We start from the raw sequence: 19,741 nt of genomic DNA on the forward strand, positions 1-19,741 counted from the left end.
GCAACACATGCTGCAACTCAAACGAATTATTGAAACAGCCCTTTATGTGAACGATCTCGACATCGCGAAAGAATTCTACGCAAAAACCTTCCAGCTGGAAGTCATGGTCGAGAGTGATGTCCTCGTGGCGCTGAACATCGGCGGCCAGAATACCCTGTTGCTGTTCAAGCGGGGCGCCTCGCTGCACACCAAATACCTCAGCGGCGGCGAGATCCCGCCCCACGACGCCAGCGGGCGGATCCATGTGTGCTTTGCCATCGACAAACAGGACCTGCCCGGCTGGAAGGAACGCCTGGCCCGCTCCGGCATTCCCCTGGAAGGTCGTACCGAATGGCCCAAGGGCGGCTCCAGCATCTATTTCCGCGACCCGGATGAAAACCTCGTCGAGCTGCTCACCCCCGGTTGCTGGCCGATCTACTGAAACTGCAACTGACGTCAAGGAGTGAATGTCATGGTGTCCGTCGGTGTAACCAAGCCCCCCTCCCTGCGCGCATGGCTGGCGCTGATCGCGGCGCTGCTGACCGTCGGCCTGCTGGCCGGGTGGCTGTGGCACGGGGCCCGGCCCGGCCCACAGGCCTATGCACAGGCACCGGTCAAGGTCGCCGTGGCCACGGCCAGTACCCTGCCCTTCCCCAACTACCTGGAAGCCATCGGCGAACTGGAGGCGATCCAGCAAGTGAGCGTGCCGGCGGAAATCGGCGGGCGCATCGTCAACCTGCCGATCCAGTCAGGGCAGCGGGTCGAACGCGGCCAGGTCCTGGTCCAGCTCAACGACGCGCCCCAGCGCGGCAACCTGGTGCGCCTGCAAGGGGAAATGGAAAACGCCCGGATCCGCCTCGAACGCTCGCGGCGCCTGGTGTCGGTCAACGCCACCTCCAGGGAGGCCTTCGACAATGCCCAGACCGAGCTGTCCACCGCCAAGGGCGCCTTGCAGGCGCTGACCGCGGAAATCGAGCAGCGCACCATTCGCGCGCCCTTTGCCGGCACCCTGGGCATTCGCAAGGTGCACCTTGGGCAATACGTGAACCCCGGGGACGTACTGATCAACCTGATTGGCGACAAGGGCCTGTACGTCAACTTCAGCGTGCCCGAGCAGGCGCTGGCCCAGGTCACGCCAGGGGCGACCCTGGAAGTGCTTCTCGACGCCCTGCCCGGGCAGGTGCTCAGCGCCAAAGTGAGCGCTGTCGATCCGTTTCTCGATCGCACCCGCACCCTGAGCATCCAGGCGCGCCTGCAAGACCCGCCAGCCAGCGCCCTGCCCCATATGTTCGCCCGTGTGCGGCTGGCCCAGCCGCTGCCCAGCGGCACCTTGAGCGTGCCGGAAACCGCGGTGACCTATAACGCCTACGGCGAAGAGTTGTTCGTGGTCCAGCCGGCCAAGGATGCCCAGGGCGCGCCGACGGTGCAGCGGGTATCGGTGAAAACCGGCGCGCGGCATGCCGGCCGGGTGGTGATCGACAGCGGCCTGGCGCCGGGCGCGCAAGTGGTGACGTCCGGGCAGATCAAGCTCAGTGACGGCGCCCCGATCGAACCGCAGCAGCACAGCGTGCTCAGCGATGCCGGCGGCAGTGCGACGACCCTGGCCGCGGGAGAAGAGCCGTGAAGTTCACCGATCTGTTTGTCCGCCGCCCGGTGCTGGCGCTGGTGGTCAGCCTGCTGATCCTGCTGGCGGGGCTCAAGGCCTACAGCAACCTGCCGGTGCGCCAGTACCCGTTGCTGGAAAGCTCGGTGATCAGCGTCACCACCGACTACCCCGGGGCGCCGGCTGAGCTGATGCAGGGCTTTGTCACCCAGCCGATCAACCAGTCCCTGGCCTCGGTGGAGGGGGTGGACTACGTCAGCTCGTCCTCGGTCCAGGGGCGCAGCCTGATCACCCTGCGCATGGCCCTCAACCAGGATTCGTCGAAGACCCTGAGCGAGGTGATCGCCAAGGTCAACCAGGTCAAGTACCGCCTGCCCGAGCAGGCCTACGACCCGGTGATCGAGCGTTCCGCCGGGGACGCCACCGCCGTGGCCTATGTCGGTTTCGCCAGCCGCTCGCTGTCCGCCTCGGCGCTGAGCGACTACCTCAGCCGGGTGGTACAGCCGCTGTTTTCCAGCATCGAGGGCGTGGCCAAGGTCGAGACCTTCGGCGGCCAGCGCCTGGCCATGCGCCTGTGGCTGGACCCGCAGCGCATGGCCGGCCACGGCGTCAGCGCGGCCCAGGTGGAACAGGCGATCCGCGCCAACAACTTCCAGGCCGCCCCCGGGCAGATCAAGGGCCAGTACGTGATCTCGTCGATCCAGGTCAACACCGACCTGAGCAACCTCGACGAGTTTCGCGACATGGTCATCAGCAACCGTGGCGACCACCTGCTGCGCCTGCGGGACATCGCCCGGGTCGAGCTGGGCTCGGCGTCCTATGAAACCAGTGCGCTGATGGACGGCAAGCCGGCGGTGCACCTGGGCCTGTATGCCACGCCCAAGGGCAACCCGCTGCTGATCGTCGCCGACATCAAGCGCCTGCTGCCGGAGATCCAGAAGACCCTGCCGCCGGGAGTGGAGGTGGCCCTGGCGTTCGAGACCGCCCACTTCATCCAGGCCTCGATCATCGAGGTCATCGAAACCCTGATCGAAGCCATCCTGATCGTGGTGGCGATCATCTACCTGTGCCTGGGCTCGGCCCGCAGCGTGCTGATCCCGGTGGTCAGCATTCCGCTGTCGATGGTCGGCGCACTGGCGCTGATGCACCTGTTCGGCTTCAGCATCAACCTCCTGACTCTGCTGGCCATGGTCCTGGCCATCGGCCTGGTGGTGGACGATGCCATCGTGGTCATGGAGAACATCCACCGCCACCTCAAGGAGGGTCGCACGCCGTTGCAGGCGGCCTTTGTCGGGGCCCGCGAAATCGCCTCGCCGGTGATCGCCATGACCATCACCCTGGCTGCGGTGTACATGCCCATCGGCCTGATGAGCGGGCTGACCGGCGCGCTGTTCAAGGAGTTCGCCCTGACCCTGGCCGGCGCGGTGCTGATCTCCGGGGTAGTGGCCCTGACCCTGACCCCGGTGATGTGCGCCACGCTGCTGCCGGCGGGGCAGCAGGAAGGCCGCATGAGCCGCTGGGCCGAGCAGTTCTTCCACTGGCTGGCACGTCTCTACCAGCACGGCCTGGTGCGTTCCCTGCGCTGGCGCGGCGCGGTCCTGGCGTTTGCCGCCCTGGTGCTGCTCAGCCTGCCGTGGCTCTACGGCCACGCCAGCAAGGAGCTGGCGCCCAACGAAGACCAGGGCAACCTGCTGCTGGCGATCAAGTCGCCGCAGCACGCCAACCTGGACTATGTCGAGCGCTATGCCTACCAGCTGGACGCGATCCTCCAGGGCCTGCCGGAAACCGTCAGCACCTGGATCATCAATGGCAGCGACGGCGTGGCTGCCAGTTTCGCCGGGGTCAACTTCAGCGAGTGGTCGCAACGCCAGCGCAGCGCGGCCAGCATCCAGCAGCAGTTGCAGCAGGAGGTCGATGCGGTCGAGGGCAACTCGATCTTCGTCTTCCAGTTGCCGCCGCTGCCGGCCTCCACCGGCGGCCTGCCGGTGCAACTGGTGATCCGCAGCACCGAGGACTACCGCTCGCTGTTCCAGGCCATGGAGGAGATCAAGCAGCAGGCCCGGGCCAGCGGCCTGTTCGCGGTGGTGGACAGCGACCTGGAGTTCAACAACCCGGTGACCGAGGTGCGCATCGATCGCAGCAAGGCCAACAGCCTGGGCATCCGCATGCAGGACATCGGCACCACCCTGGCGGTGCTGATCGGCGAGAACTACACCAACCGCTTCGCCCTGCAAGGCCGCTCCTACGACGTGATTCCCCAGAGCGCCGCAGCCCAGCGCCTGACGCCCCAGGCCCTCAACGGCTTCTACGTGGAGACCGACAGCGGCACCCAGGTGCCGTTGTCCACCGTGGTCAGCCTGCATGACAGCATCCAGCCCAACAAGCTCAAGCAGTTCAACCAGCAGAATGCCGCGACCTTCCAGGGCATCCCCGCCCCGGGGGTCAGCCTGGGCCAGGCGGTGGCCTTCCTGCAGCAGCAAAGCCAGGCCCTGCCCGCCAGTTTCAGCCATGACTGGCAGGCCGATTCGCGGCAGTTCATCCACGAAGGCAATGCCCTGCTGCTGACTTTCCTGTTCGCCCTCATCGTGATCTACATGGTGCTGGCCGCGCAGTACGAAAGCCTGAGCGACCCGCTGATCATCCTGATCACCGTGCCGCTGTCGATCTGTGGCGCGCTGATTCCCCTGGCGCTGGGGCTGGCGACCATCAATATCTACACGCAGATCGGCCTGGTGACCCTGATCGGCCTCATCAGCAAGCACGGCATCCTGATGGTGGAGTTCGCCAATGAACTGCGCGCGGCCCTGGGCTGCACTGCGGCCCAGGCGATTATCCGCGCGGCACGGATCCGCCTGCGGCCGATCCTCATGACCACCGCCGCCATGGTGGTGGGGCTGGTGCCGCTGCTGTTTTCTTCCGGCGCCGGCGCCAGCAGCCGTTTCGGCCTGGGGCTGGTGATCGTCATCGGCATGCTGGTGGGCACCCTGTTCACCCTGTTCGTGCTGCCGTCGATCTACAGCCTGATGGCACGCGCCCACAGTCGCTCCAGCGAGCTGGAGGAACTGCAGCAACTGGCTTGAGCCTGCGCCAGAAGTGCAACGGGCGGCCCAAGGGCCGCCCGTTGTGTTCCAGGGTGAGGTTACAAGTGGCTTTCGGCGTATTCCGCCAGGATCGAGCGCGGCACCCCTTGCAGGGTGATGTGCACGCCGTTGGGGAAGTCCTTGAAACGTTCGGTGAGGTAGGTCAGGCCAGAACTGGTGGCCGACAGGTAGGGGGTATCGATCTGTGCCAGGTTGCCCAGGCACACCACTTTGGAACCGGCGCCGGCACGGGTGATGATGGTCTTCATCTGGTGCGGGGTGAGGTTCTGGCATTCGTCGATCAGGATCAGGCTCTGCTGGAAGCTGCGGCCGCGGATGTAGTTCAGGGATTTGAACTGCAACGGCACCTTGCTGAGGATGTAGTCGACGCTGCCGTGGGTGTTCTCGTCATCCATGTGCAGGGCTTCGAGGTTGTCGGTGATGGCGCCCAGCCAGGGTTCCATCTTCTCCGCCTCGGTGCCGGGCAGGAAGCCGATCTCCTGGTCCAGCCCCTGCACGCTGCGGGTGGCGATGATGCGCCGGTAGCGCTTGCTGACCATGGTCTGCTCGATAGCGGCGGCCAGGGCCAGGATGGTCTTGCCCGAGCCCGCGGCGCCGGACAGGTTGACCAGGTGGATATCCGGATCGAGCAGCGCGTACAGCGCCAGGCCCTGGTAGATGTCCCGCGGTTTCAGGCCCCAGGCCTCCTGGTGCAACAGGGGCTCCTGATGCAGGTCGAGGATCAGCAGCACATCGGCGCGGATTTCCTTGATCCAGCCGACAAAGCCCTGTTCGTCGATGATGAATTCATTGATGTGCACCGCCGGCAGGTTGTCGATCAACTGCACCTGGTGCCAGGTACGGCCATGGTCCTGGCGGGTTTCCACCTTGCTTACGCGGTCCCAGAACGAGCCGCTCATGTTGTGGAAACCATTGGGCAGCAGGGAAACATCGTCCACCAGCTGGTCGGTGCTGTAGTCCTCGGCGGCGATCCCGCAGGCCCGCGCCTTGAGGCGCATGTTGATGTCTTTGGTCACCAGCACCACGGGCAGGTCCTTGTTGCGCGCGTGCAGGTCGATCAGCTGGTTGATGATGATGTTGTCGTTGAGGTTGTCCGGCAACAGGCTGGTGGGCTCGTTGCGCTTGCTCATGAGGATCGACAGCAAGCCCTTGGGCCCGCTCTTGCCACGCTGGATCGGTACGCCCAGCTCGACGTCCTCGGGTGAGGCTTCACCCAGGGTCTTGTCGATCAGGCGGATGGCCTGGCGGCATTCGGCGGCCACGCTGTGATGCCCGCTCTTGAGCTTGTCCAGCTCTTCGAGGACGGTCATGGGGATGGCGACGTGGTGTTCTTCGAAATTCAGTAAGGCGTTTGGATCGTGAATCAATACATTGGTATCGAGTACATAAAGGATTGGCTGGTTGGAAGAAGAGCTACGTCCGTGGTCATCCATACTCGGTCACCTTATGTGGGAGCCAGTCGACGCAATACCATGGGGTATCGCGCCTCGAAGGGCCACCGAATTCACCCGCGGGGGTTCAGGTGACCTGCACACACAAGGAGTCTTGGGAGACGCCACCTGTGTCGCAGGTTTCGGCGGTCTGAGTTCGTAATACTCCAAAAACCGTGACAGGAAAAAGCACTTTGACGCTTTTTTGATGTTTATTTTGCAGAGTGACGAATAGCCCTTGGCGAGTGGCCCGGGCACCGTTAAAGTCGGAAGTCCGCCTGCCTCGAAATCCTGCTATTTTTCCCCTCTTCAGCCGCCATTTCTCCCTGTTTGCGCAGGCTGTTTCGTTTCAGCGAAATGCATCCTGGCAGTCTTCCCAACCGATGCCGCTCTGCGCGGTCTGGGCCAGCAACCAGGGCAGGCTGCTCTTGACCCCATCCTGCTTGGCATTGAAGGCGATCACCCCGCGTCGCCACAGCAGCATCAAGGTCAACACTCTCTGCCCGCTGTCCTCGGCCTTGAGCTTGCCGGCGCCGTCCTGGGCGTCGATGTCCCATAGCGCCACCTGCATGCCCTGGGCATTGAAGAAGCCCTGGGCGTCGGCGCGACGCTGGCCATAGGGCGGGCGGAACAGCGGCACGTAGTTTTCCGGCAGCTTGCTTTTCACCAGGTCGGCGCTGCGCTGGATCGAGTACTGCCAGTCCTGCCAATGGCTGTGGGAACGGAATTCCCACCCCTGGACCCCAACGCACTGCCGGGAATACAGGGATTGCAGGCTGGCCACCGACGCCTTGTCGAGACGGTTCTGGATATCGTTGCCAAGAACGAAGAAGGTGCCGCTGAGGTTGGCCTTGCGCAGGTAGTTGGTGAGCCAGGGCGTGTTGTCCGGCGCCAGGTTGGCGGCGCTGTCGAAGGTCAGCAGAAACAGCCGGTCATTGAGCTCGTCGCCATTGCGCTCGTAGTCGCCAAAGCGCAGCACTTCGCTGCTGGTCTGCGGTGACAGCGCGGCCTTGCGCAGCAATTCGTCCAGGTACTGCTCGTGGAAGGTCCGGCTCGGCTCGCCCCAGCGCGCGTAGTAGGAGTCCTGCGCCAGATGGAACTTGCCGGCCTGCTTGCGCAACTGCTGCATGTTTTCCACCAGGTAACAGAAGGACGCGTCCTGGTCGCAGCTCTGCTGGGCGAAGTTGTAGTTATCCAGCAGGCGCTGCCACAGATGTTCGCGCAGCTCAGAGATCGCCTCCATGTTGATCATCCGCAGGCCCAGGCGCTGCTTCATCGAGGCCTCGTCCCAGGCTTCGCTGATCAGCAAGGCGCGAGCGAAGGAGAGGATCTCGGCCCGCGAGGCGACGTCGAACAGGGTCGGATTGTCGAGCCTTTCCGGCCAGGTGCTGCGGTCCAGGGTCGCCACATCATTGGGCGCTGCCAGCACGCTGAAACTCAGAAGCCAGGCCGAGAAGAGAAACGCGATACGCAAAAGGGATGCCTCCAGAACAAAACCCGCGCCGCACTATAGCCGATCTGTGCCAGGAATCAGGGCCCCTTCGCCGGCAAGCCGGCTCCTACAGGCTCGTGCGGGAGCCGGCTTGCCGGCGAACCGCGATCAGCGGTCATGACTATCGCCATCATAGGTGGAGTCCGGGCGCCCGAGCCCCTAGAATCCCCCGACGCCAAAAGGAGACGACCCCATGCTGATGGTGATTTCACCCGCCAAGACCCTCGATTACGAAACACCGCCGGTTACCCAGCGCTTCACCCAGCCGCAATACCTCGACCACTCCCAGGAACTGATCCAGCAACTGCGGGAACTGACCCCGGCGCAGATCAGCGAGCTGATGCACGTATCCGACAAGATCGGCGGGCTCAACGCCGCGCGCTTCGGTAGCTGGACCCCGGCCTTCACTCCAGACAACGCCAAGCAGGCGCTGCTGGCGTTCAAGGGCGACGTCTATACCGGGCTCAACGCCGAAACCCTCAGCGAGGCGGATTTCGACTACGCCCAGCAGCATCTGCGCATGCTTTCCGGCCTGTACGGCCTGCTGCGCCCCCTGGACCTGATGCAGCCCTATCGCCTGGAAATGGGCACCAAGCTGGCCAACGCCCGGGGCAAGGACCTGTATGCCTTCTGGGGCACCCGTATCAGCGAATGGCTGAACGAGGCCCTGGCCGAGCAAGGTGACGACCTGCTGCTGAACCTGGCTTCCAACGAGTACTTCTCGGCGGTCAAGCGCACGGCCCTGAACGCGCGGATCATCAATACCGAGTTCAAGGACCTGAAGAACGGCCAGTACAAGATCATCAGTTTCTATGCCAAGAAAGCCCGTGGCCTGATGAGCCGCTTCGTCATCCAGGAGCGCATCAACGACCCCGCTCAGCTCAAGCAATTCGACGTCCAGGGCTACCGCTTCAGCGCGGAGCAGTCCAAAGCCGACAACCTGGTATTCCTGCGCGACCACGCACCGGAATAAAGCGTTCCCCTGCCGCGCTCGCTTCCAACCGGCGAGCGCGCCAGAATGTGATCATCCGCACATTCCCCGCCTTTAATAAGCCAATTTTCTGGCGCCATAGAACTTTCAGCGTTTTGCCTAACTTTTATTTCACTCGACAGCCCTGATTTTTTTCAGTAGTGGCACCACTTTTTTTATTCGGTAGTGGCACAAAAATATCCCCTCGCTTCAACTCCCCATAACTAAAGGCTCAAACCGTTAGTGCTATCAGTTTGAGAGCAGTGCCATCTTTCTCAATATTTCAAGAAATTTCGAAAAACAGGATGAGCGGGCAGGAACTATGCCTTCAGACACCGCTCATACCACCGGTAACGATTCTCAACGAGGTTGTAGGAGATGACTTACACGGACTCACGAGGAACTAATCAAGTTGCAACATTGATTTGACCAACGAGTCACAAACTTGAACTAAAGGGTAAACAAACGGAGATAAGGCACCTCAACTATCCCCTAACGAGCCAAGGAACAGCTGGCCTTCAAGGCCCCCGAAAACAACTGGAGAGCCCGTACTACGTGGCATCCAGCCATCCACAGGAACGCGGATGGTTTTTCTCGAGGGACCTGCAGCAGGAGCCGCCGGCAACATTCAAGGGCAAGTCAAAACAACATGGATCGGTTGCGCACAACTTGAGTGCATTTATTTAGTCACTCGGAACTTAGTCTGCCTGCACACGGTACTACAGCGTACTTCGCTGGACTTCCGAGTGCGCAACAACAGCTGGCAAACATTAACTCCGGCCATCTAATGGCGTGAATAACACAGAGGTAAATGCGATGCGCATCAGCATATTTGGTTTGGGTTACGTCGGTGCAGTATGTGCCGGTTGCCTGTCCGCACGGGGCCATGAAGTGGTTGGCGTAGATATCTCCAAAGACAAGATCGACCTGATCAACGCCGGCAAGTCGCCGATCGTCGAACCGGGCCTGGGCGAACTTCTGGCGCAAGGAATCCAGACCGCTCGTCTGCGTGGCACCACCAACTTCGCCGAGGCCATTCGCGATACCGACCTGTCGATGATCTGCGTCGGTACCCCGAGCAAGAAGAACGGCGACCTGGAACTGGACTACATCGAATCGGTGTGCCGCGAGATCGGTTTCGTCCTGCGCGACAAGGCCACCCGCCACACCATCGTGGTGCGCAGCACCGTGCTGCCGGGCACCGTGAAGAACGTGGTGATCCCGATCCTCGAAGACTGCTCGGGCAAGAAGGCCGGGGTGGATTTCGGCGTCGCGGTGAACCCCGAGTTCCTGCGTGAAAGCACCGCGATCAAGGACTACGACTTCCCGCCCATGACCGTGATCGGCCAGTTCGACCAGGCCTCCGGTGATGTGCTGCAAGCGCTGTACGAAGAGCTCGATGCACCGATCATCCGCAAGGACATCGAAGTCGCCGAGATGATCAAGTACACCTGCAACGTCTGGCACGCCACCAAGGTCACCTTCGCCAACGAGATCGGCAACATCGCCAAGGCGGTGGGCGTGGACGGCCGTGAAGTGATGGACGTGGTCTGCCAGGACAAGACCCTCAACCTGTCCCAGTACTACATGCGCCCGGGCTTCGCCTTCGGCGGATCGTGCCTGCCCAAGGACGTGCGCGCCCTGACCTACCGCGCCGGCTCCCTGGACATTGAGGCGCCCCTGCTCAACTCGCTGATGCGCAGCAATGAATCCCAGGTGCAGAACGCCTTCGACATCGTTTCCAGCCATGACAAGCGCAAGGTCGCCCTGCTGGGCCTGAGCTTCAAGGCCGGCACCGACGACCTGCGCGAGAGCCCGCTGGTGGAACTGGCGGAAATGCTCATCGGCAAGGGCTTCGACCTGAGCATCTACGACAGCAACGTCGAGTACGCCCGGGTTCACGGCGCCAACAAGGACTACATCGAGTCGAAGATCCCCCACGTTTCGTCCCTGCTCAACTCGGACTTCGACGCGGTAATCGGCAACTCCGACGTGATCATTCTCGGCAACCGCGACGAGAAGTTCCGCGCCCTGGCCGAAGACGTGCCCCACGGCAAGCAGGTCATCGACCTGGTGGGCTTCATGTCCAAGGCTACCTGCAGCAAAGGCCGTACCGAAGGGATCTGCTGGTAAGGGTTCGCCAGCCAGCCGGCTCCTACCCCATCCCCGTAGGAGCTGGCTGGCCAGCGATCTGGCCCTCCCAGATCTCCATGCCTGCCTTAACCCCCCTCGGGCCACCCCACAGGCTCGCCCGAGACCTTGATGGACGCAGATTATGCACAGGCTAAAGCACGGCCTGCTTCAGGCCGCCGGTTGGCTGTTCTACTTGAGTTTGCTGATGGGCATGGCCTTGTTGCTGCCCGCCTCGACCTTCGACTCACAGTCCCAGGACTTCATTTTCCTGATTGGCGCCGTGGGCATCTGGCGCTACTCGATGGGTGCCACGCACTTCGTGCGCGGCATGCTGTTTCTCTACGTGGTCTACCCGCACCTGCGGCGCAAGGTGCGCAAGCTCGGCAGCGCGGCGGACCCGTCCCATGTGTACCTGATGGTCACCAGCTTCCGGATCGACGCGCTGACCACCGCCCAGGTCTACGGCTCGGTCATCCGTGAAGCCATCGACTGCGGCTTCCCCACCACCGTGGTCTGCTCGATCGTGGAAATGTCCGACGAGCTGCTGGTGAAAAGCCTGTGGGCGCGGATGAACCCGCCGGAGCGGGTCAAGCTGGACTTCGTGCGCATCCCCGGCACCGGCAAGCGTGATGGCCTGGCCTTCGGCTTTCGTGCCATCTCCCGCCACCTGCCGGACAGCCGCGCCGTGGTAGCGGTGATCGACGGCGACACCGTGCTCGGCGAAGGCGTGGTACGCAAGACCGTGCCCTGGTTCCAGCTGTTCGGCAATGTCGGCGGCCTGACCACCAACGAATTCTGCGAAGTGCGCGGCGGCTACATCATGAGCGAATGGCACAAGCTGCGCTTCGCCCAGCGCCACATCAACATGTGCTCCATGGCCCTGTCCAAGCGCGTGCTGACCATGACCGGGCGCATGTCGGTGTTTCGCGCCACCGTGGTCACCGACCCGGACTTCATCGCCGACGTGGAAAGCGACTCCCTGCAGCACTGGCGCCTGGGCCGCTTCAAGTTCCTTACCGGCGACGACAAGTCCAGCTGGTTCAGCCTGATGCGCCTGGGCTACGACACCTTCTACGTGCCTGACGCGGCAATCAACACCGTGGAGCACCCGCCGGAGAAGAGCTTCATCAAGGCCAGCCGCAAGCTGATGTTCCGCTGGTACGGCAACAACCTGCGGCAGAACTCCCGGGCCCTCGGCCTGGGCATGAAACGCCTGGGGCTGTTCACCAGCGTGGTGCTGTTCGACCAGCGCGTGTCGATGTGGACCTCGCTGCTGGGCCTGACCGTGGCGATCATCGCCAGCTTCAAGTACGGCACCGCCTTCATCCTGGCCTACCTGCTGTGGATCGGCATTACCCGCCTGATCCTGACCCTGCTGCTGTCCTGCTCGGGGCACCGCATCGGCCCGGCCTACCCCTTGATTCTCTATTACAACCAGATCGTCGGCGCGCTGGTGAAGATCTACGTGTTCTTCCGCCTCGACCAGCAATCCTGGACCCGCCAGGACACCAAGCTGACCCGCGACCTGGCCAGTTTTCAACGTTGGTTCAACACCTGGTCGTCTCGGACCATGACCTTCTCGGCCGGCAGCGTGTTCGTCGCTGTCCTGCTGCTGATGGTCTGAACCGCCTTGCCTGAATTAACTAGGAAATCGACTCTATGAACACCGCCGTGAACGTCAATGTAGTGCATGAATCCGAAGCCCAACGCCAGCACGCCCGGGTCAAGATCCCGGCCAAGCTGCGCTTCTTCGGAACCGAGGCCAAGCCTCTTGAAGTGCGGGTCCACGACCTCTCCGCCGGCGGCCTGAGCTTCAACGCCGGGCAGCAGATGCTGACCGTGGGCGAAGTGCACAAGGGCCGCCTGCAATTTGTCATCGACAACCTCGGCCTGGCCATGGACGTCGAGCTGCAGGTCCGCTCCTTCGATCGCCAGAGCGGCCGCGTCGGTTGCCAGTTCCAGAACCTCGAACCCCAGGACATCTCCACCCTGCGCCACCTGATCACCTCGCACCTGGCCGGCGACATCGTCAGCATGGGCGACGTGCTCGCCACCCTGCAGCGGGACAACTTCACCAAGGCGCGCAAGAACAAGGACAGCGGCAGCGGCATGACTCCGCTGGGGCGCCTGCGGGCGGTGACCTTCAGCGCTGGGATCTTCATCGTCGGCCTTGCCGCCTTCGGTTTCATCCTCAAGTCGGTGTACGGCATGTACTTCGTCAGCCACGCCGAGGCCGGCCTGGTCAACGTTCCGGGGATGAACGTCACCATGCCGCGCGACGGCACCGTGCAGAGCCTGGTGCAGACCGATGGCAGCGTCGCCAAAGGCGCGCCCCTGGCCAGCTTCAGCACCAGCATGCTGGACGTGCTCAAGGGCCACCTGGACGAGAACCAGCTGCAACCGGCCAAGGTCGAGGAACTGTTCGGCAAGCAGATGACCGGCACCCTGACCTCCCCCTGCGACTGCACCGTGGCCCAGCAACTGGTGGCCGACGGGCAGTACGCCAGCAAGGGCGACGTGATCTTCCAGCTGGTGCCGCGCAATAGCCTGGCCAATGTCGAGGCGCGGTTCTCCTACCGCCAGTTCGGCGACGTGCGCCCGGGCACCAAGGTCAACTTCCAGATCGCCGGCGAGGATGAAGTGCGCACCGGCACCATCGTCAGCAGCGCCAGCCTCAACAGCAACGACCTGTCCTCCGACATCCGCGTGCAGATCAAGCCCGACGCGCCCCTGAGCAGCGCCTTCGCCGGCCGCCCGGTGGAAGTCAGCAGCGACCGCGGACCATCGATGAACTGGCTGATCGACAAAGCCATGGCTGCGGGTCTCTGAGCGGAGGACATGCCTGTGACTAGCCTTTTCATTGGCGAGTGCTGCGCACTCGATCGCGAGCAAGCTCGCTCCTACCAGAACACCGCCGCCTCCCGTAGGAGCGAGCTTGCTCGCGAAAGCGCTCAAGGCCGCCGCCATCTGGCCCTGTGCGCCCTGGCGCTGGCCGTGAGCCTGGCCGGTTGCGCCGGCCTGCCGGACCAGCGCCTGGCCAACGAGGCCCTGAAGCGCGGCGACACCGCCCTGGCCCAGCAGAACTACCGCCAACTGGCAGACCTGGGCTACAGCGAAGCGCAAGTGGGCCTGGCCGACATTCAGGTGGAAAGCCGCGACCCGGCGCAGATCAAGCAGGCCGAGGCCACCTACCGCGCCGCAGCCGACACCTCGCCCCGTGCCCAGGCGCGCCTGGGGCGCCTGCTGGTGGCCAAGCCCGGCTCCAGCGAGGCCGAGCAGCACGAAGCCGAAGGCCTGCTGAAGAAAGCCTTTGCCAATGGCGAAGGCAACACCCTGATCCCCCTGGCGATGCTGTACCTGCAATACCCCCACAGCTTCCCCAACGTCGACGCCCAGCAGCAGATCAGCCAATGGCGCGCCGCCGGCTATCCGGAAGCCGGTCTGGCCCAGGTCCTGCTGTACCGCACCCAGGGCACCTACGACCAGCACCTGGACCAGGTGGAAAGCATCTGCAAGGCCGCCCTCGACAGCACCGACATCTGCTACGTCGAGCTGGCCACCGTCTACCAGAAACGCGGCCAGCCAGAACAGCAGGCCGAGCTGATCAAGCGACTGGAGGCCGGCTACAGCCGTGGCAGCGTCAGTGCCCAGCGGGTCGACAGCGTGGCCCGGGTACTGGGCGATGCCAGCCTGGGCAAGCCGGACGAAAAGACCGCCCAGGCCCTGCTGGAGCAGGTCGCCCCCGGCTACCCGGCCTCCTGGGTCAGCCTGGCGCAACTGCTCTACGACTTCCCCGAGCTGGGTGACGTCGACAAGATGATGGAATACCTGGAGAACGGCCGCGCCGCCGACCAGCCCCGGGCCGAACTGCTGCTGGGCAAGCTCTACTACGAAGGCAAGTGGGTGCCGGCGGACGCCAAGGTGGCCGAGGCGCACTTCCAGAAAGCCGTGGGCCGCGAAGTCGCCGCCGACTACTACCTGGGTCAGATCTACCGCCGTGGCTACCTGGGCCAGGTGTACCCGCAAAAAGCCCTGGACCACCTGCTGACGGCTGCCCGCAACGGCCAGAACAGCGCCGACTTCGCCATTGCCCAGCTGTTTTCCCAGGGCCGCGGCACCGCGCCCAACCCGGTCAACGCCTACGTCTTCAGCCAGTTGGCCAAGGCCCAGGACACCCCACAGGCCAACGAACTGGCCCAGCAGCTGGATCAACAACTGCCCCCCGGCCAGCGCGCCGAAGCCCAGCGCCTGCTGCAACAGGAGCAGGCGGCGCGCGGTGCCCTGACCCAGAACACGCTGCAACTGCACGCGCTGCAGGAAGAAGACGGCGAGGAATCCCTATGAAGTCCATCCCATTCAACACCGCCCCTGTAGCCGCTACCGCAGGCTGCGACCAAGCGCGAAGCGCTCGCCACAACGGCCTGCGCGACCGGGCACACCCCGCCGCCACAACCACAGGCAAGCGCTTGTGCCTGTCGAAACTGGGCATGGCCCTGGGTTTTGCCATGATCTGGTCCAACCCGACCCTGGCGGCCATCACCGACACCAAGAACTTCGGCCTGGAAGTGAAGATCACCGGCCAGTCCGAGGACGATCGCGACCTGGGCACCCAGGGCGGTGGCGACGTCAACGGCATCGGCCTCGACCTGCGGCCCTGGGTCTATGGCGAAAGCGGCAACTGGAGCGCCTACGCCATGGGCCAGGCAGTGACCGCAAGCGACGTGATCGAAACCGACACCCTGCAACAGTCCGGCGACGACGCCAGCCAGCAGTCCAGCAACGATGACCGCAAGACCAAGAAGAACTACCTAGCCATGCGCGAGTTCTGGGTCGGCTACAGCGGCTTCACCGCCTACCCCGGCGAGCAGTTGAAGTTCGGCCGCCAGCGCCTGCGCAACGATGACGGGCAATGGCGCGACACCAACATCGAGGCGCTGAACTGGACCTTCGACACCACCCTGCTGCGGGCCAACCTGGGGGCCGCCGAGCGCTTCAGTGAATACCGCACCGACCTCAAGGAGCTGGCGCCCAAGGACAAGGACCGCCTGCACCTGTACGCCGACGCCGCCTACCAGTGGACGCCCGGCCAGTGGGTGGGCATCCGCGCCCACCATACCCACGACGACGGCAAGCTCGACTATGCCCAGCCCGGCGTGGCCAGCGACCCGCTGGACAAGAAGGAAAACGGCGACCTGACCTGGCTCGGCCTGGAAGCCAACAGCGACGCCTTTAACTGGCGCAACACCAATACCGTCAACTACTGGGCCAGCCTCACCGGCATGCGCGGCGACCGCGATACGGTCAACCCGCTGAACGCCGATGGCAGCCGCCCGACCCAAGCCAAGCGCGGGGACAACCTCAACGGCTGGGCCACCGACCTGGGCGTGCGCCTGCGCCTTGACCCGAACTGGCAAGTGGGCGCGGCCTATGCCCGGGCCAGCGCCGAGTACGAACAGAACGGCCTGCAAAGCAACCGCTCCAACTACACCGGTACTCGCTCCCGGGTGCACCGCTTCGGCGAAGCCTTCCGGGGCGAAATGAACAACACCCAGAGCGCCACCCTGTTCGGTTCCTGGCAACTGCGCGAGGACTACGACGCCAGCCTGGTCTACCACAAGTTCTGGCGTGTGGACGGCAACAAACCGGTGGGCAGCAACGGCATCAACGCAGTGGACAACAACTACGACGACACCACCGGCGCCCTGCTCAGCAGCACCTCGCTGCCGCTCATGGATGGCAAGAAGGACCTCGGCCAGGAGATGGACCTGGTGGTCACCAAGTACTTCAAGCAAGGCCTGTTGCCCGCGGCCCTGAGCCAGTCGATCGATGAACCTTCGGCCCTGGTGCGTTTGCGCGGTGGCGTGTTCAAGCCCGGCGACGCCTACGGCAAAGAGGTCGACTCCTACATGCACCGCGCCTTTATCGACGTGATCTGGCGCTTCTGATGCAAGCCGCTAAAGGAGTGCCCGACATGCCTACTCAAACTCTCCAGAGCCCGTTGTCCAGAGGCTCCCTGAGCCTCCTGGCCGGCGCCCTGCTGCTGGCCAGCAGCAGCGCCTTCGCCACTGCCGAGACGGCCAAGGCGCCGATCATCGCCAAGGAGCTGCAACAGGCCAAGACCTACACCGTCAGCAGTGCTCCCACCGAGCCCCTGGCCCTGGCCAAGCCGACCCTGCCCGACCTCTCCGGCTACACCGCCGAGGCGGCCGCGGCGAAGATCGTGCGCAGCAAGCCGGGCAAGATCAGCGTGCGCCGGATGATGCAGGAAGACGCCCTGAAGGACTTTATCGGCGGTGACAACAAGATGGCCGAATGGGTGGTGCGCCAGCACGGCATACCCCAGGCGATCTTCATCGACGACGGCTACGTCAACCTCAAGGAACTGGTAGGCAAGCTGCCCAAGCAGTACATCAGCGAAACCGCGCCCGGGGTCTACCTGGCCCGCCTGCCCATCGTCGTCGGCCGCCACGGCATCCTGGAAATCGACAAACAGACCCAGGAGCTGCGCCTGTCCCAAGAAGGCGGCTCGTTCCTGGTCAACGATGGCCAGCTGTTCGTGCGTGACACCAAAGTCACGGGCTGGCGCGAAAAGGACAACGGCCCGGCGACCTTCCGCTCGCCCAAGGAGTTCCGCCCGTTCCTGCTGGCCTGGGGCGGCACCGAGACTTACATCGTCAACAGCACGATGGCCAGCTTCGGCTACGCCAACTCCAAGTCCTACGGGGTGAGTATTTCCCAGTACACGCCGAACATGGCCAAGGTGCTCAAGCGCCCCGAGCCCACCGGCTGGATCGTCGGCTCGACGTTCTCGGACATGTGGTACGGCTTCTACTGCTACGAGACCCGGGACTTCGTGCTCAAGGGCAACACCTACAAGGACAACATCGTCTACGGCATCGACCCCCACGACCGTTCCCATGGCCTGATCATTGCCGACAACACCGTCCACGGCACCAAGAAGAAGCACGGCATCATCATTTCCCGGGAAGTGAACGACAGCTTCATCTTCAACAACCGCAGCTACGACAACCACCTCTCAGGGCTGGTGATCGACCGTAACAGCGTCAACAACCTGATCGCCTACAACGAGATCTACCGCAACCACACCGACGGCATCACCCTCTACGAGAGTGCCGACAACCTGATCTACGGCAACAAGGTGATCAGCAACCGCCGCCACGGCATCCGCATTCGCAACAGCGTGAACATCCGCCTGTACGAAAACATCGCCATGGCCAACGGCCTGACCGGGGTCTACGGCCACATCAAGGACCTTTCCGACACCGACCGCGACATCAAGCTCGACCCGTTCGACGCCCAGGTCTCGCTGATCGTGGTCGGCGGCGAGCTGGCCGCCAACGGCAGCGGGCCGATGTCCATCGACTCCCCCTTGAGCGTGGAGCTGTACCGGGTCTCCATGCTGGCGCCGACCAAAAGCAGCGGCATCAGCTTCTCCGGGGTCCTGGGCGACCGCCAGGATGAAATTCTCGACCTGCTGGTGCGCCAGCAGAAAGCCGTGTTGATCGACCCCGTCGAACGCCAGACCGAATTGCGGGATTGAGGATGACTTTCATGCACCCACACTGGATCAAACTCCTGGGCCTGTCGGCCCTGACCGCGGGGATTCTCGCCGCCAGCGCCGGCGCCCGTGCCGACGAAACCAGCGCCACAAGCGCCGCGCCGAACTTCAAGGCCGAGCCGTGCTGCAACCTGTGCCCGGCCGCCCACGACGCAAAGAACTACGTGACCCGCTACCAGCAGAACTTCACCACCCTAGTGCAAGCCCAGGGCGACTGGCTGTTCCGTACCCAGGAAGATTTGCGCACCGAGTTCAACACCACTCCCGAAGGCTACCGCCGCCTCAAGCAGTTGCACGAAGCCTTCAAGAGCAAGGGCGTGGAACTGGTGGTGGTCTATCAGCCGACCCGCGGCCTGGTGAACCGCAACAAGCTCAACCCGGCGGAGAAAGCCCGTTTCGACTATGACAAGGCGTTGAGCAACTACAAGGCCATGCTCGGGCGCTTCGCGCAGATGGGCTACGTGGTGCCGGACCTCTCGCCGCTGACCAACGAACAACTGCCCGATACCCTGCCGGCCCACGACTTCTACTTCCGCGGCGACCAGCACTGGACCCCTTATGGCGCCCAGCGCACGGCGAAGATCGTCGCCGACAAGGTCAAGCAGTTGCCGGCCTTTGCCGACATTCCACGGCGTGAATTCGAAACCCACAAGTCCGGGCGCATGGGCAAGACCGGCACCCTGCACAACATGGCCGGCCAGTTGTGCGGCACCAGCTACGCCATCCAGTACATGGACCAGTTCACCACCGAGCCCAAGGGCGAGGCTGGCGACGGCGACCTGTTCGGCGACTCCGGCAACCCGCAGATCACCCTCGTGGGCACCAGCCACAGTGGCAAGAACTACAACTTCGCCGGCTTCCTGGAAGAGGCCATCGGTGCCGACATCCTCAACGTCGCCTTCCCCGGCGGCGGCCTGGAAGGCTCGATGCTGCAGTACCTGGGCAGCGACGAGTTCCAGAAGAGCCCGCCGAAAATCCTCATCTGGGAATTCTCGCCGCTGTACCGCCTGGACCAGGAAACCATCTACCGGCAGATGATGGCCCTGCTGGACAACGGCTGCGAGGGCAAGGACGCGCAGATGACCGGCAGCACCACCCTCAAGCCCGGCAAGAACGAATTGCTGGTCAACAGCAAGAACATGGACCTGCGCAACAGCGGTCATCAGGTCGACATCCGCTTCGCCGACACCTCGGTGAAAACCCTGCAAGCCACCCTCTGGTACATGAACGGGCGCCACGAGGACATCAAGATCGAAAAACCGGAAACATCCGACACCGACGGGCGCTTCGCCTTCGAACTGCGCACCGACGAAGACTGGGCCTCGCAGAACCTGCTGGCGGTCGAGATCCAGGGCCCGGAAGCGGGCACTGCGGGGCAGAAGGTCGAAGCGAAAATTTGCAAACGCAACGTATTCCCGAGCGCCGAGCAACGCACCGCGCAGATCGGGCAATGA

General features: G+C 63.6%; 13 protein-coding genes. 11 read left to right on the forward strand and 2 right to left on the reverse strand.

Annotated elements, in window-relative coordinates; translation table 11 throughout:
• The first annotated feature begins 7 nt into the window (after positions 1 to 7).
• Genes ACUXVH_RS08165 through ACUXVH_RS08175 form a run of 3 tightly spaced genes read left to right on the forward strand, consistent with a single transcriptional unit; the run spans position 8 to position 4,662 of the window.
• On the forward strand, positions 8 to 421 hold the full coding sequence (locus ACUXVH_RS08165) for a VOC family protein (RefSeq protein ID WP_011059383.1): 414 nt from the start codon (positions 8 to 10) through the stop codon (positions 419 to 421).
• Between the two features lie 30 nt (positions 422 to 451).
• A complete protein-coding gene (locus tag ACUXVH_RS08170) occupies positions 452 to 1,603 on the forward strand; it encodes an efflux RND transporter periplasmic adaptor subunit (protein ID WP_015634242.1) in 1,152 nt (383 codons plus the stop codon).
• Positions 1,600 to 4,662: a MexW/MexI family multidrug efflux RND transporter permease subunit gene (locus ACUXVH_RS08175; protein ID WP_011059381.1), complete on the forward strand. Its 3,063-nt coding sequence runs from the start codon at positions 1,600 to 1,602 to the stop codon at positions 4,660 to 4,662. The genes ACUXVH_RS08170 and ACUXVH_RS08175 overlap by 4 nt, the downstream gene beginning before the upstream one ends.
• 59 nt (positions 4,663 to 4,721) lie before the next feature.
• Here the strand turns inward: ACUXVH_RS08175 and ACUXVH_RS08180 are convergent, their stop codons facing one another.
• Positions 4,722 to 6,116, reverse strand: a complete 1,395-nt coding sequence (locus tag ACUXVH_RS08180) for a PhoH family protein (RefSeq protein WP_011059380.1) — start codon at positions 6,114 to 6,116, stop codon at positions 4,722 to 4,724.
• A gap of 346 nt (positions 6,117 to 6,462) precedes the next feature.
• Positions 6,463 to 7,587: a polysaccharide deacetylase family protein gene (locus ACUXVH_RS08185; protein ID WP_011059379.1), complete on the reverse strand. Its 1,125-nt coding sequence runs from the start codon at positions 7,585 to 7,587 to the stop codon at positions 6,463 to 6,465.
• Between the two features lie 211 nt (positions 7,588 to 7,798).
• Between ACUXVH_RS08185 and yaaA the strand changes: the two genes are divergently transcribed.
• The 8 genes from yaaA (at position 7,799) to ACUXVH_RS08225 (ending at position 19,741) form a co-directional block, all read left to right on the forward strand.
• A complete protein-coding gene (gene yaaA / locus ACUXVH_RS08190) occupies positions 7,799 to 8,578 on the forward strand; it encodes a peroxide stress protein YaaA (protein ID WP_011059378.1) in 780 nt (259 codons plus the stop codon).
• An 813-nt stretch (positions 8,579 to 9,391) separates the two neighbouring features.
• Positions 9,392 to 10,708: a nucleotide sugar dehydrogenase gene (locus ACUXVH_RS08195; protein WP_011059377.1), complete on the forward strand. Its 1,317-nt coding sequence runs from the start codon at positions 9,392 to 9,394 to the stop codon at positions 10,706 to 10,708.
• Between the two features lie 142 nt (positions 10,709 to 10,850).
• Positions 10,851 to 12,332 carry a mannuronan synthase gene (alg8, locus tag ACUXVH_RS08200; RefSeq protein ID WP_065364589.1) on the forward strand — a complete coding sequence of 494 codons (1,482 nt, stop codon included), beginning with the start codon at positions 10,851 to 10,853 and terminating at the stop codon, positions 12,330 to 12,332.
• 35 nt (positions 12,333 to 12,367) lie between these two features.
• Positions 12,368 to 13,537 (forward strand): alginate biosynthesis protein Alg44, encoded by a 1,170-nt coding sequence (locus ACUXVH_RS08205; protein WP_011059375.1) that lies wholly within the window; start codon positions 12,368 to 12,370, stop codon positions 13,535 to 13,537.
• A gap of 9 nt (positions 13,538 to 13,546) precedes the next feature.
• Positions 13,547 to 15,052, forward strand: coding sequence for an alginate biosynthesis TPR repeat lipoprotein AlgK (algK, locus tag ACUXVH_RS08210; protein WP_065364590.1), 1,506 nt, complete (start codon positions 13,547 to 13,549; stop codon positions 15,050 to 15,052).
• A 143-nt stretch (positions 15,053 to 15,195) separates the two neighbouring features.
• Complete coding sequence (locus tag ACUXVH_RS08215) at positions 15,196 to 16,653, forward strand: alginate export family protein (protein WP_036996876.1); 1,458 nt, start codon at positions 15,196 to 15,198, stop codon at positions 16,651 to 16,653.
• Between the two features lie 26 nt (positions 16,654 to 16,679).
• Positions 16,680 to 18,269, forward strand: a complete 1,590-nt coding sequence (algG, locus tag ACUXVH_RS08220; protein ID WP_065364591.1) for a mannuronan 5-epimerase AlgG — start codon at positions 16,680 to 16,682, stop codon at positions 18,267 to 18,269.
• 11 nt (positions 18,270 to 18,280) lie between these two features.
• Positions 18,281 to 19,741 (forward strand): alginate O-acetyltransferase, encoded by a 1,461-nt coding sequence (locus ACUXVH_RS08225; RefSeq protein ID WP_011059371.1) that lies wholly within the window; start codon positions 18,281 to 18,283, stop codon positions 19,739 to 19,741.

The sequence above is a fragment of the Pseudomonas sp. 8(2025) genome (assembly GCF_052665325.1).

Bases quoted from the DNA above. Each gene is read 5' to 3' on its own strand.
- ACUXVH_RS08170 (WP_015634242.1), top strand. From the start codon at position 452: ATGGTGTCCGTCGGTGTAACCAAGCCCCCCTCCCTGCGCGCATGGCTG.
- ACUXVH_RS08215 (WP_036996876.1), top strand. From the start codon at position 15,196: ATGGCCCTGGGTTTTGCCATGATCTGGTCCAACCCGACCCTGGCGGCC.
- yaaA (WP_011059378.1), top strand. From the start codon at position 7,799: ATGCTGATGGTGATTTCACCCGCCAAGACCCTCGATTACGAAACACCG.
- alg8 (WP_065364589.1), top strand. From the start codon at position 10,851: ATGCACAGGCTAAAGCACGGCCTGCTTCAGGCCGCCGGTTGGCTGTTC.
- algG (WP_065364591.1), top strand. From the start codon at position 16,680: ATGCCTACTCAAACTCTCCAGAGCCCGTTGTCCAGAGGCTCCCTGAGC.
- ACUXVH_RS08205 (WP_011059375.1), top strand. From the start codon at position 12,368: ATGAACACCGCCGTGAACGTCAATGTAGTGCATGAATCCGAAGCCCAA.
- ACUXVH_RS08225 (WP_011059371.1), top strand. From the start codon at position 18,281: ATGCACCCACACTGGATCAAACTCCTGGGCCTGTCGGCCCTGACCGCG.
- ACUXVH_RS08180 (WP_011059380.1), bottom strand. From the start codon at position 6,116: ATGGATGACCACGGACGTAGCTCTTCTTCCAACCAGCCAATCCTTTAT.
- ACUXVH_RS08195 (WP_011059377.1), top strand. From the start codon at position 9,392: ATGCGCATCAGCATATTTGGTTTGGGTTACGTCGGTGCAGTATGTGCC.
- ACUXVH_RS08165 (WP_011059383.1), top strand. From the start codon at position 8: ATGCTGCAACTCAAACGAATTATTGAAACAGCCCTTTATGTGAACGAT.
- algK (WP_065364590.1), top strand. From the start codon at position 13,547: ATGCCTGTGACTAGCCTTTTCATTGGCGAGTGCTGCGCACTCGATCGC.